Raw genomic sequence first — 14,514 nt, 5'->3', positions numbered from 1 at the left:
GTTCAATCCTTGGTGACCCGGTTGATTTCCTCGAGGCTGGTGACGCCCTGCATCACTTTTTGCAACCCCGAGGTACGTAGGTCGTTGAAACCGTCTTTACGCATTTGCAGGTCGATTTCCAGCGAGTTGCCCTCGGCCATGATCAACCGTTGCAGGTCAGGCGTGTTCTTGACCACTTCGTAGACCCCCACGCGCCCTTTGTAACCGTGGTTGCACTGTTCACAACCGACCGGCTCATAGATTGTGAATGTGCCGATGCGTTCCCGGGGGAAACCTTCCTTGAGCAGGGTTTCCTCGGGAATCTCGATGGCTTTCTTACAGTGGGTACACAGCTTGCGCGCCAGCCGTTGGGCGATGATCAGGTGCACCGCCGTGGCAATGTTGAAGCCCGGGATGCCCATGTTCTGCAGGCGGATCAGGGTCTCGGCGGCGCTGTTGGTGTGCAGCGTAGAGAGTACCAAATGCCCGGTCTGGGCGGCCTTGATGGCGATTTCGGCGGTTTCCAGGTCGCGGATCTCGCCGACCATGATCACATCCGGGTCCTGGCGCAGGAACGAGCGCAGGGCCTGGGCAAAATCCAGCCCCTGGCGTGGGTTCACGTTGACCTGGTTGATGCCTTCCATGTTGATTTCCACCGGGTCTTCGGCGGTGGAAATGTTGATGTCCACGGTGTTGAGGATATTCAGCCCGGTGTACAGCGACACGGTCTTGCCCGAACCGGTCGGCCCGGTCACCAGGATCAGCCCTTGTGGCTGTTTGAGGGCCGCCATGTACAGGTCTTTCTGATCCGGCTCGTAGCCCAGGGCATCGATGCCCATTTGCGCACTGGACGGATCGAGGATCCGGATCACCACTTTCTCGCCCCAGAGCGTGGGCAGGGTGTTGACCCGGAAGTCGATGGATTTGTTTTTCGACAGGCGCATTTTCAGCCGCCCGTCCTGGGGTTTGCGCCGTTCGGAGATATCGAGGCTGGCCATGACCTTCAGGCGTGCGGCGATGCGGGTGGCCAACTGGATCGGTGGCTTGGCCACTTCCCGCAGCATGCCATCGGTGCGCACCCGCACTCGGTAGGTTTTTTCATAGGGCTCGAAATGCAGGTCGGAAGAGCCGCCCTTGATCGCGTCCAGCAACATCTTGTTGACGAAGCGCACCACCGGGGCGTCGTCGGTGTCCTGGCCGCCGATGGCGTCCTGCTTGGAATCGTCGATCGCTTCGATGTCCAGACCATCGAGGTCGACATCGCCCATGCCTTCCAGGCCCGTGCTGCTGGATTCGAAAAACTTTTCGATGGCGTCGCTGAGCTTGTCGTCCTCCACCAGGATGGCTTCGGTGGTCAGGCCGGTACTGAATTGAATGTCATTGATAGCCTGGTGATTGGTCGGGTCGGAGATGCCCACGAACAACTTGTTGCCGCGCCGCCATAGGGGCAGGGCGTGATGTTGGCGCACCAGTTTCTCGCTGACCAGGCCGATGGGCTGGGTGTCCTTGTCCAGGCTGTTGAGGTCCAGCAGGGCGACGCCGAAATGCTCCGAGGCAATTTCGGCAACCCGGCGGCTCTGCACCAGTTTGTTTTGCACCAGATAACTGACCAAGGGCATGCGACTGCGCTGGGCCTGTTGGTACGCCTGCTGCGCACTTTGCTCGGTGATCAGTTCGGCCAGCACCAATTGCTTGGTCAGGCCGCTGAGGGCGATGTCAGTCATGGGGATACCGGCGGTGAACAGTTCATGACTTATAGCCTAGTCAAGCATCGACGCCAAACCAGCGGGGCAGGGTGACAAAAAACGTCAGATAGTGCGGTTGTTGGGGTAGGACGTAGGTGTTGTACGGGGTGCGGCCCCTTGTGGGCCGGGTTGCAAAGGGTTGGCATGTGCCATGCAACGGCCGTTTCAGGTCATGAGATTTCGCCTCATGCATTGGAGATGTCTATGAATAAGCAGAGTGGTTTTACCCTGATCGAGCTGCTGATCGTTGTGGCGATCATCGGTATTCTGGCGACCTTTGCGTTGCCGCAATATTCCAAGTATCAGGCGCGGGCCAAGGCGACGGCGGGGTTGGCGGAAATTTCTGCGTTAAAGGTGCCGTATGAGGACGCCATGAATCAAGGCACTGATCCGTCCACGACTAACATGAACATAACCTCGCCTACCAGCAATTGTGAACTTACAGTTACGGGTACCGCTTCGGCCGGATCAGGTACTATCATTTGTAAGCTGGTTAAGTCGCCTGCCGCCGTGGCAGGTAAGACGATCACGCTCTCCCGCTCGACGGCAGGCGCCTGGACGTGTGGTTCTAATGCCGATCAGGAATTCTTGCCGGCCGGCTGTACCGGTGGCGCTGCGGCTCCTACCGGAGGTTAAGGAATTCGAACTTGATTTGATTTGATCTGGGCTGCGTAGCGGCCCTTTTTATGGCTGCTGGGAACTTCGGCGGGAACGATTTCGGGCTTTACTGAAAACCCTCTGCAATTCATAAGCTTAGAATTTGACCCAAACCCGCAACTTGCATGTCCAGAATCAACGGTTCATGCATTTTGCATGATTATGAAAATTGCCGCTTCGCTTAACTTATTGATTTAAAACGATTTAATTAATTTTTCAAAACTGGCACAGCCTTCGCACTACTCCTGATAACCCTGCCGGGATGCACCTCCGGCAGTTTTTGAGAAAAACAGGAGTTACTCGTATGAAGAAGTTCGCTATCACTGCCGCCGCTGCTACCGCACTGACCCTGACCATGGCTAGCGCATTCGCCGAGACCACTCAAGCAACTCAGGCTCCAATGATGCTGGCTGCTGGCGAAGTGACAGAGGCCAAGGAAGCTACCTCCGACACCTGGATCACCACCAAGGTCAAAGCTGACCTGGTCACCGAAAAAGGCATTCCAGGCACTGATATCAAAGTCGAAACCAACAAAGGTGTTGTGTCCCTATCTTCGATGACCAAAGTCACGGAGGCACAAAAGGACACCGCTGTGGCGATCGCCAAGAAAATCAAAGGCGTCAAAGCCGTATCGGCTGACGGCCTGAAAGCCGAATAAGGCTTAAGACTTCTCGCCTGGACTGGGAGAAGGCGCGGCAAGCGGGCCTAGATATACGTTTGCCGTCGCTTTGGAGTTCATGCGAAAGGCCACACGGACGTGGCCATTACAGGCCCCCGGCATTCGTGCCGGGGGCCTGTTCTATTCTGGGGTGGATCAATCTGTGGGTCAGCGGTTGCGGATTAGTCTGTAGGATCGAGTTGCCGCCATCGCGAGCAAGCTCGCTCCCACAGGAGGATGGCGGTCAATATTGATGTTGCGGTCACCCAAAACAATGTGGGAGCGAGCTTGCTCGCAATGGCGGCAGCACATTCAACGCCTCTGTAAGGACAAGCTCAGCGCCCCCGCTTGCTGGTGATCTGCACCAGCCGGTTCCCTTCGAAACGCAAGTACTGGTACATGCCGTTGTTGGGCCCGTAGGTCCATTCTTCCACCGGGTATTCTTCCCGGCGATTGACACTGCGTTTATAGCCCAGATCATCCTGCGCCACAGGCTGCCCGCACTTTTGCAGCACTTCGCTCGAGCGGTCGCCGACGCTGATCAACTGGCTGCCGCAACGCAGCGTATCGGCGCCGTCGCTTGGCCTGCGGCGAGCAGTAGACCCAGGCTGAGCCCATACAAACGCTTCATGTCATTCAGCATCCAGATGCAGTGGGGTAATCACGCGACCGTCGCTTTCGGCCTGGCCTAGGCTGGCGTCGATGAAGTACACGCGGTCGTCGGCCAGGCGGCCTTTGTCCACCAGGAAGTCCTTGATGCTGCTGGCCCGTTCTTGCCCCAGTTGGCGCAAGAGCACGTCGCTGCCGCTCCAGAACTTGATCACGCCTTCGCGCAGTTTCTCGATACGCGCCTTTTTATCCAATTGCGTCCATTCGGCCGGCGGCTGGGTCTTGAGGCGCGTGCGATAGATGCCTTCGAGCAGCGGTGGTTTTTCATCCTCGGGCACTTCCAGCAACGAGGCCTGGGCTGGCACTTTGTCGCCTCGGCGCTGGAGCATCTTGTAATAGTTGTACTGGTATTCGCGCTCTAAACGCTGGGCGGCGAGCAGCGGGCCGTCGCTGCCTTCGGCGGCGGTGCCTTCGATCTCCAGGCGCAGCTCCGGACGCTTGCCGAGGGCTTCGGACAGTTTCAGCAGCGTGCCTTCGTTTTCCTTGCTCAGCTCGCTGGAGCCCGCCGCGAACGACACGCTGCCCAGGTCCTCCGAGCCGCCACCGGCCACCAGCCCGCCGATGAGTTTGAACGGTGCCTGGGCCGCTCGGACCACCAGGTTGCGCAGGGTCTGCCAGACAATCGGCATGACACTGAATTGCGGATCGTTGAGGTTGCCGGAGACCGGCAGTTCGATGGAAATCTTGCCTTCGGAATCCTTCAGCAATGCCACCGCCAGTTTGAGTGGCAGGCTCACGGCATCCGGGCTGTCGACTTTTTCTCCCAGTTGCAGTTGTTCGACCACCACTTTGTTTTCCGCCTGGAGCTGGCCCTTGGTGATGCGGTAGTGCAGGTCGAGATTGAGCCGACCCTTGCGGATGCGATAACCGGCGAACTTGCCGGAGTAGGGCGTCAGGGTGGTCAGCTCGACCCGTTTGAAACTGGTGGCGATGTCGAGGCTGGCCATCGGATCGAAGGGGTTCAGCGCGCCCTTGATGGTGACCGGCGCGTAGCGGTCGACCTTGCCCTTGACGTCCACGGTCGCCGGCTTGGCCTGGCGGCTGTCGATGGTGCCGATCTCACCGTTGAGCTGCTGGATAGCCGTGGCGAAGTTGGGTGTCAGGCTGAAGTCGGCGAAGTTGGCCGAACCGTCGTTGATGGCGATGCCGCCGATGTGGATGCCCAGCGGTTTTTCCTGGGACTTCGGTTTTGCCGCAGTGCTCTTTGCGCCACTGTCGGCCGGTTGTGGGATCAGCAGGTCATCGACGTTGGTGGTGCGGTCGTCGTTGATCATGAAGCGCGCGTAAGGCTGGAACAGGTTGACCTTGTCGATGGACAGGCTGTCGCCGTGCTGATAATTGAGGCCTTCGAGCACCAGGCGCTGCCACTTGAGGAAGTCGCGGGTCTTGAGGGTGTCGAGGGTGTGCAACTGATCGACCTGGGCGCGACCGGTAACCGCGAACGCCAGCGGCTCGGTGCTCTTGAGGTCTACCGCCAGGTCGCTGCCGAGCATCCCGGAGCGCAGTTCCAGGCGAATGAACGGGTTGATATACGACTGGGCAACCCGCAGGTCGATGTCCTGGGTCTTGACCTTGAGCCGGGCGCTGATCGGGTTCAGGTTGACCTCGCCGTCGGCCAGGATCTTGCCTTGCTTGCCCAGCCCGGTGTCCAGCTTGAGGCTGAAGGGCGAGCCGTTGAGGGTGTCGTAGTTCTGCAGGTCGAGGTTCAGCGGGCCGACCTCCAGGGCCACGGCGGGCTGCGCCTGACGGTCGGCCAGGTGCACTTGGTAGTCACGCAGTTGCACGTCTTTCAACAGCACCTGCCACGGTTTGCTGGGAGGCGCCGGTTCAGGTTTTGGCGAATCGGCCGCCGCCGGGGCGGATGCCGGTTCGGCCTTGACCTGCGGCTTGGCCGGTTGGCTGGCGAAGAGCTTCTGCCAATCCAGTTGCCCGTCCGCTTCGCGAGCGGCCCAGGTCTCCAGCTTCTGGCTGCGGATCTTGCCCACGATGACTTGCTGCTTGGCCAGGTCCACGGTGGTGTCACTGACATCCAGGCGTTCGAGTTTTACCAGTGGACGGCCATCGGGCGCCTTGATGGAGAAGGGCGCGACACTGATCGCGGCGTTGCTGAGCAGCAGTTCGGTGCCCTTGGCCAGGTTGAGCTTGTAGTCGGTGCTGAGGTTCAGGACGCCGTTTTCCAATGCCAACGGTACCGCATCGCGCACGTAGGGCCACCAGGCTTTCATCTGGCCGCCGGTCACCTTGAGGGTGCCTTCGGAGGCGATTGGCGTGAGGCTGAAATTACCGGTCCAATCGATCTGCCCGCCTTCGGGACCCGCGGCCACCAGGGTCATGTCGGCGTTGTCGTCGGGCAGGGTGCTGAGGTTCTTCAGCTCGAAATCGAGGGTGTCGTAGAGAAATTCGATGGGCTCGCTGGGGCGCAAGTCCTGGAAATGCACATAACCGCCGGCCAACTTGATGCGATCGACCCGTAGCGGAAACGGTTGGGCTTCGGGATCGGCGGGCTTCGGTTCGCTGGGGGGCAACTTGAAGAGGCTCAGCAGGTTCAACTGACCGTTCTTGGCGAAGACGACTTCGGTCTTGGGCTTGTCCAGCTCGATGTCGACCAGGTGCAGGGCGCCGGACCATAGGCTGTCGAGTTGCAGGTTGGCGTAGAGCCGTTCGAAGCCGACCTGTTCCTTGCCCGGTTCGCCTATATTCAGGCCCCAAAGGGTGACTTCAAGGCTGAAAGGATTGAGTTCGATGCGTTGGATCTGGGCCGGCATCGTCGCATGCGTGGCCAATTGCTGATTGGCGATCCGCAAGGCGATGCCCGGCAAAATCAGAAAACCCAACAGGCTGTAGAGGGCCAGTACGGTCAACAGGGCGCCGAAAGCGCGTATCAATCCTTTGGGCATGTGCGGCTTCATCTAGTGTGAATTCGGAGTGCCTTGGAGTATGGCATGCGTTTACGGTTCCGAAGCCACTGTGATTTAAGAGATTTGTCCGTTTTTTGCGTAAGAATTCTGAGCCTGGCTTAGAGCTGGAGGACCAGCGTCTTGAGCGGCGGTTGTTGGTCCTGGGAGGGGAAATCGCTGCCGGGGGTCAGCACGCTCCATTCGCGTACCGGGCGGCCGGCCTTTTCGGCGCAACGCAACACCTGCTCGCGCCAGTCGTCCATGGAGACCTTTGCCAGGTTGTTGCAGCAAATCAGTACGCCATCGTCGGCGGTGGTCAGCAGCGCCGGTTTGAGCAGGCTTTGGTAGTCGCGCAACAGGTCGACGGTGCCGAAAGCGCTCTTGGCCCAGGCCGGCGGGTCGAGCAATACCAGGTCGTACTGGCGTTGTTCCAGGCGCACGTAGCTGGGCAGTTTCTGCCCGCGCCGCTGGCTGATGGGCAGGCCGGCCAGTTGGCGGATTGCCGGGAAGTAATCCGACTGCACGAATTCCATGGCTGGCAAATCGGGGTTCAACAGGCCGTTTTCGCGACCCACCGCCAGGTTGCCTTCGGCGAAGTCCAGGTTGCACACCTCCCGCGCGCCACCGGCCGCAGCGCTCAGGCCGACGCCGCAGGTGTAGGCGAACAGGTTCAGCACGCTTTTGTTGCGGCTGTGTGCCTTGACCCAGCCCCGGGCGTTGCGCAGGTCGAGGAACAGCAGTGGGTCCTGCCCGGCATGGCGTCCGCGAACGCGGTAATTCAGGCCCCATTCATGGCCGACCAAGTCTTGCAGGGCGGCTTCGTCGGCTTGATAGACAGTGTCCTGGCGGTCTATGCGCGAATTGCCCCGGGCACGGTCGTTGTAGACCAGCAGGGTGTCCAGGCCCAGGCGCTCGTTGACGATGCCATGCAATTGCAACAAGGCTTCGCGCTCCAGCGATTGGTGGAAGCTCTGCACCAGCAGTTGCGGGCCGTAGCGGTCGACGGTCAGGCCCGGTGCGCCTTCCTGGCTGCCATGGAACAGGCGATAGCAATCGGTGCCTTGCAGGTGCAATTGGCCGAGCAGGTCCTGACGCTGGTCGAGGGCGGCGCGCAGCGCCTGATTCAAGGAAGACATGCCGGGCGCGCCTTAGAGAAATGAGGCGCGGGAGTTTAGCAGTTCTGCAAACCCGGGTTGGGGGATTCCTGATCGTTCCCATGCTCTGCGTGGGAATGCAGCCATGGACGCTCTGCGTCCACTCAAGAGCCGAACGCTGAGCGTCCGTAGAGGCATTCCCACGCGGAGCGTGGGAGCGATCACTCGCGAGCAAGCTCGCTCCCACAGGAAGCATCAGCGATTCAGGCGCTTGTCGATCAGCCCCTCCACCACGCTCGGATCGGCCAGGGTCGAGGTGTCGCCCAGGCTGTCGAGCTCGTTGCAGGCGATCTTGCGCAGGATCCGCCGCATGATCTTGCCCGAACGGGTCTTGGGCAACGCCGGTGCCCACTGGATCAGTTCCGGCTTGGCGAAGCTGCCGATTTCCTTGCTGACGTGGGCCAGCAATTCTTTCTTCAACTCGTCGTTGGCCTCCACACCGTTCATGGGCGTGACAAAGGCATAGATGCCCTGGCCCTTGAGGTCGTGGGGGTAACCGACGACCGCTGCTTCGGCGATGTTGTCATGCAGGACCAGGGCACTTTCCACCTCGGCGGTACCGATACGGTGCCCGGAGACGTTGATCACATCGTCAATGCGCCCGGTGATCCAGTAGTCGCCATCTTCGTCGCGGCGAGCGCCGTCGCCGGTGAAGTAATAGCCGGGGTAGGGCTTGAAGTAGGTATCGATCATTCGCTGATGATCGCCGTAGACGCTGCGAATCTGCGCCGGCCAGCTGGATTTGATCGCCAGCACGCCGCTGCCGGCACCGTGGATTTCCTTGCCGACTTCATCCAGCAACACCGGTTGCACGCCGAACATCGGCCGGGTCGCGCAGCCGGGTTTGAGCCTCGGGGCACTCACCAGCGGGCTGAGCATGATGCCGCCGGTTTCGGTCTGCCACCAGGTATCGACAATCGGGCAGCGCTGTTCGCCCACCACGTTGAAATACCATTCCCACGCCTCCGGGTTGATCGGCTCACCGACACTGCCAAGCAATCGCAGGCTTTTGCGGGACGTTTCCTGCAGCGGTCCGGCGCCTTCGCGCATCAACGCGCGCAGGGCGGTGGGGGCGGTGTAGAAGATGTTGACCTGGTGCTTGTCGATCACTTGCCAGAAGCGCGAACTACTGGGGTGGCTCGGTACGCCTTCGAAGATCAGCGTGGTGGCGCCGTTGGCCAACGGGCCGTAGACGATGTAACTGTGGCCGGTGACCCAGCCAACGTCGGCCGTGCACCAGAACACTTCGTTGTCGCGGTAATCCAGTACGTACTTGAACGTCATCGCCGCTTGCAGCAGATAACCGCCCGTGGTGTGCAGCACGCCCTTGGGTTTGCCGGTGCTGCCGGAGGTGTAGAGGATGAACAGCGGGTCTTCGGCGTCCATCGGCTCAGGGGGGCAGTCGTTGCTCATGTCGTGCATGGCCTGGTGGTACCACAGGTCACGACCCTCGACCCAGTTCACTTCGCCCTGGGTACGCTCGACCACCAGCACGGTGCTGACGTTCGGGCAGCCTTCCAGCGCCTTGTCGACGTTGCGCTTGAGCGGTATGAAGCGCCCGCCACGCACGCCTTCGTCGGCCGTGATCACGGTGCGGCAATCGGCGTCGAGAATCCGGTCGCGCAGGGAGTCCGGTGAAAAACCGCCAAACACCACCGAATGCACCGCGCCAATACGGGTGCAGGCGAGCATGGCGTAGGCCGCTTCCGGAATCATCGGCATGTAGATACAGACCCGCTCGCCTTTCTTCACCCCACGGCTTTTCAGCACGTTGGCCAGGCGGCAGACATGATCGTGAAGTTTTTTGTAAGTGATTTCTGCCGATTCGGCGGGGTCATCGCCTTCCCAGATGATTGCCGTCTGGTCGCCACGTGTTTCCAGGTGCCGGTCGATGCAATTGGCGCTGACGTTCAGCTTGCCGCCCGCGAACCACTTGGCGTCGCCGGTCCTGAGGTCATAGCGCTGGACGGTTTGCCAGGGCGTCATCCAGTCGAGAAAGCGCGTGGCCTGCTCGCCCCAGAAGGCACTGGGGTGTTCGATGGATTCCTTGTAGAGCCGCTTGTACTCGTCCTGACTCAGTTGCGCCGCCCGGCGGACGGCATCGGCTTGGGGGTACTGGCTGATATCGAACATGACGGTTCCTTATTCTTGTTTTTGCGACAAGTCATAAAGATGCGCCGAGTAGCGGGAGGGTTCAAGTCATGCACAAACAACTGTGGGAGCGAGCTTGCTCGCGAGGGCGGTGTGTCAGTCAACATGAGTGTCAACTGATCCACCGCCCTCGCGAGCAAGCTCGCTCCCACAAAGGTCAGTACCTGAAGTGCGACCTGCGATCAGCCGCGATGACGCCCGCGGAAGTAGTTGATCAAACCCTGGGTCGAGGCATCTTCGGCCGGGCTTTCTTCGCTGCCCACCAGACGGTTGTAGACACCTTTGCCCAGCTCCTTGCCCAGCTCCACGCCCCATTGGTCGAAGGCGTTGATGCCCCAGACCACGCTTTGCACGAACACCTTGTGTTCATACAGCGCCACCAGTGCGCCAAGGCGACGCGGGCTGATGCGCTCGACCACCAGGGTGTTGCTCGGACGATTACCCGGGATCACCTTGTGAGACGCCAGTTTCTGCACCTCTTCTTCGCTCGCGCCCTTCTCCCGCAGCTCGGCTTCGGCTTCGACGCGGGTCTTGCCCAGCATCAGCGCCTGGCTCTGGGACAGGCAGTTGGCGTACAGCCACTGGTGGTGATCGGACACCGGGTTGAAGCTGACAATCGGCACGATGAAGTCGGCCGGGATCAACTGGGTGCCTTGGTGCAGCAACTGATGGTAAGCGTGCTGGCCGTTGCAACCGACGCCGCCCCAGATCACTGGACCCGTGTCGGTCGACACCGGGGTGCCGTCCTGGCGCACGCTCTTGCCATTGGATTCCATGTCCAGCTGCTGCAAATGCTTGGTGATGTTACGCAGGTAATGGTCGTACGGCAGGATCGCGTGGCTTTGCGCACCCCAGAAGTTGCCGTACCACACGCCCAGCAGCGCCAGCAGCACCGGCATGTTCTGTTCGAACGGTGCGCTCTGGAAGTGCTGGTCCATGGAATAGGCGCCGGAGAGCAATTCCTTGAAGTTCGACATGCCGATGGCCAGGGCAATCGGCAAGCCGATGGCCGACCACAGCGAGTAACGCCCGCCAACCCAGTCCCACATCGGGAAGATGTTTTCTTCGCGGATGCCGAAGGCCACGGCGGCGGCGTTGTTGCTCGATACCGCGATGAAATGGCGATACAGCTCTGCCTCGGAACCGCCCTGGGCCAGGTACCAAGCGCGAGCGGCCTGGGCGTTCTTCAGGGTTTCGAGGGTGTTGAAGGATTTCGACGAGACGATGAACAGCGTGGTCTCGGCGCGCAGCTTCATGGTCAGTTCGTGGAACTCACTGCCATCGATGTTCGCCAGGTAATGGCAGCGAACGCCTTTATGCGCGTAGGACAACAGCGCTTCGGACACCAGCTCCGGGCCGAGGAAGGAACCGCCGATGCCGATGTTCACCACGTCGGTGATCGGTTTCTCGGTGTAGCCGCGCCACAGGCCGTCATGAATGCGGCCCACCAGATCGGTGATCTGGTTCAGCACTTTGTGCACGTCCGGCATCACGTTGACGCCATTGACCTGCAGTTTATCGCCCACCGGTCGACGCAGGGCGGTGTGCAACGCTGGGCGGCCTTCGGAGGCGTTGACGATTTCGCCTTCGAACAGCGACTTGATGGCGCCCTTGAGGTCGACTTCATTGGCCAGGCTCACCAGCAGGTCGCGGGTCTGGGCGTTGATCAGGTTTTTTGAATAGTCGAGAAACAAGCCGCAGCTCGACAGGGTGAATTGGCTGAAACGCTGTGGATCGGCATTGAACGCTTCGCGCATGCTGAAATCCTGCATGGCTTTGCGGTGGTCATTCAGCGCTTGCCAGGCAGGCAGAGCGGTCACGTCATGAGGGGTTCGGTAATACGCCATCGCTGCGGGTTTCCTTTTTACTTGAACGACCTTTTGTACACTAAAAACTCCGGCCCGACCCACGGTGGGCGTCCGGACAACTGCGTCGACACGATCTTTGGGCGCAGGGCGACTACAGTAAACCTCGCGTTGCGATCTGTCTTGACTTTGTCAGACCGGTTCCCGGTACTTTTTTATACACACAGGCCGGGAATGGTCCGACAGACGGAAGAGTAAAGGCATCTTCCTTACACGAATTTACTCATTGTGGGAGCGAGCTTGCTCGCGATAGCGGTGTGTCCGTCGAAAACGCTATCAACTGACTTACCACCCTCGCGAGCAAGCTCGCTCCTACAATGGAAGTGTATCGATCAGGCAACCTGAACCGGGATGGCGTTGCTGGTGTGGCTCAGCTCGTTGCCCGGGGCCATGTACAGCATGCGGGGCTTGAAGTTGAGCAGTTCGGCTTCGCTGTAATGGGCGTAGGCGCAGATAATGACACGGTCACCGACCTTGGCCTTGTGCGCTGCGGCACCATTGACCGAGATCATCCGCGAACCTTCTTCGCCACGGATGGCATAGGTGGTGAAGCGCTCGCCGTTGTCGACGTTGTAGATCTGGATTTGTTCGTACTCACGGATCCCCGACAGGTCCAGCCATTCACCATCGATGGCGCAGGAACCTTCGTAATCGAGGACGGCGTGAGTGACTTCGGCGCGGTGCAGCTTGGCCTTGAGCATGATGGCGTGCATGGGGGGTTCCTTCAGCTTGATTGGCGACGTTCAGACGGGGGCGTCGAGGTCCAGGTGCAGGTTGTCGATCAACCGCGTGGTGCCCAGGAATGCTGCTATCAGAATCACCAGGTCGCGGTCCTCGCTCGACGCCGGGCGCAAGGTCTTGGCGTGACGGACTTCCAGGTAATCAGGACGCAGGCCGGCGGCCTCGAGTTGCTTGATCTGCTCGGCAACCAACGCGGGGAAATCCCGTTGCCCCTGGCGGATCGCCTCGGCAATCTGGCTCAGGCTGCGGTAGACCACGGGCGCGATAGCGCGTTGCTCTGGGCTGAGGAAGCCGTTGCGCGACGACAGCGCCAGGCCATCCTCGGCGCGCACGGTGGGTTCGCCGATGATCTGGATCGGCATGTTCAGGTCATGGACCAGCGCGCGAATCACCGCCAGTTGCTGGAAGTCTTTCTGGCCAAACACCGCCAAGTCGGGCTGGACCATGTTGAACAACTTGCTGACCACCGTTGCCACGCCCTCGAAATGCCCGGGGCGACTGGCGCCGCACAGGCCTTCGGACAACTGCGGGACGCTGACCCGCGTCTGCCCGGCCATGCCGTCGGGGTACATCTCTTCGACGCTGGGGGCGAACAGCAGGTGGCAGCCGGCCTGAAGCAGTTTCTCCTGGTCGGCCGCGAGGGTGCGAGGGTATTTGTCCAGGTCTTCGCCGGCGCCGAATTGCAGCGGATTGACGAAAATGCTGGTGACCACGAAGTCGGCCCGCTGCGCCGCCTTGGTCACCAGCGCCACATGACCGCTGTGCAGGTTGCCCATGGTCGGCACGAAGGCGATGCGTTTGCCTTCGCCGCGGGCACGGGCCACGGCGGCCCGCAGTTCACGTACGGTTTTGACGGTGTTCATGCCGAGAATCCGTGTTCAACGCCTGGGAAAGTTGCCGCCTTGACTTGCGCGACGTAGGCGCTCAGGGCCGCCTGGATGGAGGTTTGCCCAACCATGAAGTTTTTCACGAACTTGGGCACGCGACCGGTGATCGACAGTCCGAGCATGTCGTGCAGGACCAGCACCTGACCGTCGGTGGCGTGGCCGGCGCCGATCCCGATCACCGGGATCTTCACCGCCTGGGTGATTTCTTCCGCCAGCTCGCTGGGTACGCATTCGAGCAGCAACATCGCGGCGCCAGCCTGTTCCAAGGCAATGGCATCGGCGCGCATCTGCCGGGCCTGGTTCTCATTGCGGCCCTGAACCTTGTAGCCCCCGAGAATGTTCACCGCCTGGGGCGTAAGGCCCAGGTGCGCGCATACCGGGATACCGCGCTCGGCCAGCAGCCGAATCGAATCGGCCAGCCACAATGCGCCTTCGACCTTGACCATGTGGGCGCCGGCCTGCATCAGCATGGCGCTGTTGGTCATGGTTTGTTCGAGGGTGGCGTAGGCCATGAACGGCAGGTCGGCGAGGATCAGCGCATCGGTGTTTCCGCGTTTGACGGCGGCCACATGGTAGGCCATCTCGGCGGTGGTCACCGGCAGCGTGCTGTCGTGACCTTGCAGCACCATGCCGAGGGAATCGCCCACCAGCAGCACTTCGACACCGGCCTCGTTGCAGGCATGGGCGAAGGTTGCGTCATAGCAGGTCAGCATGGCGATTTTCTCACCTTTTTGCTTGAGACCTTGCAGCGTGGTCAGGGTAATAGCTGGCATGAAAAAGTCCTCATTAGGCGCTCTAGAGCTACTGCGAGTAACGCGCATGAATCGTCATCTATACAGGCGCACCCTCTATGCGTGGTGCTTGTAAGGCCTGGATTGCGCCCTTTAACGCCGCGTTGGCGGCTACGGGACGCCTATAGTCGTGAGGCGCTGCCGGGAAGTCAATTGGATGTGTTACCGGCGGGTGTTACCGCGGTTACTGATGCGTTTCAGCTTGGGGGCCGTTGCCTGGCGCTGAACCCTTGTGGGAGCGAGCTTGCTCGCGATAGCGGTTTATCAGTCAACATTTACATTGACTGATCCACCGCTATCGCGAGCAAGCTCGCTCCCAC

At 60.5% G+C, this 14,514-nt stretch carries 10 protein-coding genes and 1 pseudogene; 2 read left to right on the top strand and 9 right to left on the bottom strand.

Annotated elements, in window-relative coordinates:
* Nucleotides 1–2: 2 nt before the first annotated feature.
* Nucleotides 3–1,703, bottom strand: coding sequence for a type IV-A pilus assembly ATPase PilB (gene pilB / locus LOY70_RS25310; protein ID WP_265030336.1), 1,701 nt, complete (start codon nt 1,701–1,703; stop codon nt 3–5).
* Between the two features lie 225 nt (nt 1,704–1,928).
* Between pilB and LOY70_RS25305 the strand changes: the two genes are divergently transcribed.
* The gene (locus tag LOY70_RS25305) at nt 1,929–2,360 is read left to right on the top strand and encodes a pilin (protein WP_265030335.1); all 432 of its coding nucleotides are present in this window, start codon (nt 1,929–1,931) and stop codon (nt 2,358–2,360) included.
* A gap of 325 nt (nt 2,361–2,685) precedes the next feature.
* Nucleotides 2,686–3,039, top strand: a complete 354-nt coding sequence (locus LOY70_RS25300; protein WP_265030334.1) for a BON domain-containing protein — start codon at nt 2,686–2,688, stop codon at nt 3,037–3,039.
* Nucleotides 3,040–3,374: 335 nt separating this feature from the next.
* Here the strand turns inward: LOY70_RS25300 and LOY70_RS25295 are convergent.
* The 8 genes and pseudogenes from LOY70_RS25295 to panB form a co-directional block, all read right to left on the bottom strand.
* Nucleotides 3,375–3,670: pseudogene (locus LOY70_RS25295) on the bottom strand (DUF2845 domain-containing protein).
* A 1-nt stretch (nt 3,671) separates the two neighbouring features.
* Nucleotides 3,672–6,605 carry a DUF748 domain-containing protein gene (locus tag LOY70_RS25290; protein WP_265030333.1) on the bottom strand — a complete coding sequence of 978 codons (2,934 nt, stop codon included), beginning with the start codon at nt 6,603–6,605 and terminating at the stop codon, nt 3,672–3,674.
* Between the two features lie 119 nt (nt 6,606–6,724).
* Complete coding sequence (locus LOY70_RS25285; protein WP_265030332.1) at nt 6,725–7,741, bottom strand: class I SAM-dependent rRNA methyltransferase; 1,017 nt, start codon at nt 7,739–7,741, stop codon at nt 6,725–6,727.
* A gap of 213 nt (nt 7,742–7,954) precedes the next feature.
* Nucleotides 7,955–9,892 carry an acetate--CoA ligase gene (gene acs, locus LOY70_RS25280; protein ID WP_265030331.1) on the bottom strand — a complete coding sequence of 646 codons (1,938 nt, stop codon included), beginning with the start codon at nt 9,890–9,892 and terminating at the stop codon, nt 7,955–7,957.
* 200 nt (nt 9,893–10,092) lie between these two features.
* Complete coding sequence (gene pgi / locus LOY70_RS25275; protein WP_265030330.1) at nt 10,093–11,757, bottom strand: glucose-6-phosphate isomerase; 1,665 nt, start codon at nt 11,755–11,757, stop codon at nt 10,093–10,095.
* A 350-nt stretch (nt 11,758–12,107) separates the two neighbouring features.
* The gene (panD, locus tag LOY70_RS25270; RefSeq protein WP_003228271.1) at nt 12,108–12,488 is read right to left on the bottom strand and encodes an aspartate 1-decarboxylase; all 381 of its coding nucleotides are present in this window, start codon (nt 12,486–12,488) and stop codon (nt 12,108–12,110) included.
* Nucleotides 12,489–12,518: 30 nt separating this feature from the next.
* On the bottom strand, nt 12,519–13,379 hold the full coding sequence (gene panC, locus LOY70_RS25265; protein WP_265030329.1) for a pantoate--beta-alanine ligase: 861 nt from the start codon (nt 13,377–13,379) through the stop codon (nt 12,519–12,521).
* Entirely contained in the window at nt 13,376–14,176 is an 801-nt protein-coding gene (gene panB / locus LOY70_RS25260; RefSeq protein ID WP_025215515.1) for a 3-methyl-2-oxobutanoate hydroxymethyltransferase, read from the bottom strand. Before panB ends, panC begins: the two co-directional genes overlap by 4 nt.
* Nucleotides 14,177–14,514 lie beyond the last annotated feature (338 nt).

This window comes from Pseudomonas sp. B21-054 (genome assembly GCF_026016345.1).
GTDB lineage: Bacteria > Pseudomonadota > Gammaproteobacteria > Pseudomonadales > Pseudomonadaceae > Aquipseudomonas.
Note: the sequence above shows the minus strand (reverse complement) of the source record. Positions and strands in the feature narration are given on the sequence as shown.

Excerpts from the sequence above, each read along its gene's own strand:
- pilB (WP_265030336.1), bottom strand. The coding sequence starts at position 1,703 with ATGACTGACATCGCCCTCAGCGGCCTGACCAAGCAATTGGTGCTGGCC.
- LOY70_RS25305 (WP_265030335.1), top strand. The coding sequence starts at position 1,929 with ATGAATAAGCAGAGTGGTTTTACCCTGATCGAGCTGCTGATCGTTGTG.
- LOY70_RS25300 (WP_265030334.1), top strand. The coding sequence starts at position 2,686 with ATGAAGAAGTTCGCTATCACTGCCGCCGCTGCTACCGCACTGACCCTG.
- LOY70_RS25290 (WP_265030333.1), bottom strand. The coding sequence starts at position 6,605 with ATGCCCAAAGGATTGATACGCGCTTTCGGCGCCCTGTTGACCGTACTG.
- LOY70_RS25285 (WP_265030332.1), bottom strand. The coding sequence starts at position 7,741 with ATGTCTTCCTTGAATCAGGCGCTGCGCGCCGCCCTCGACCAGCGTCAG.
- acs (WP_265030331.1), bottom strand. The coding sequence starts at position 9,892 with ATGTTCGATATCAGCCAGTACCCCCAAGCCGATGCCGTCCGCCGGGCG.
- pgi (WP_265030330.1), bottom strand. The coding sequence starts at position 11,757 with ATGGCGTATTACCGAACCCCTCATGACGTGACCGCTCTGCCTGCCTGG.
- panD (WP_003228271.1), bottom strand. The coding sequence starts at position 12,488 with ATGCACGCCATCATGCTCAAGGCCAAGCTGCACCGCGCCGAAGTCACT.
- panC (WP_265030329.1), bottom strand. The coding sequence starts at position 13,379 with ATGAACACCGTCAAAACCGTACGTGAACTGCGGGCCGCCGTGGCCCGT.
- panB (WP_025215515.1), bottom strand. The coding sequence starts at position 14,176 with ATGCCAGCTATTACCCTGACCACGCTGCAAGGTCTCAAGCAAAAAGGT.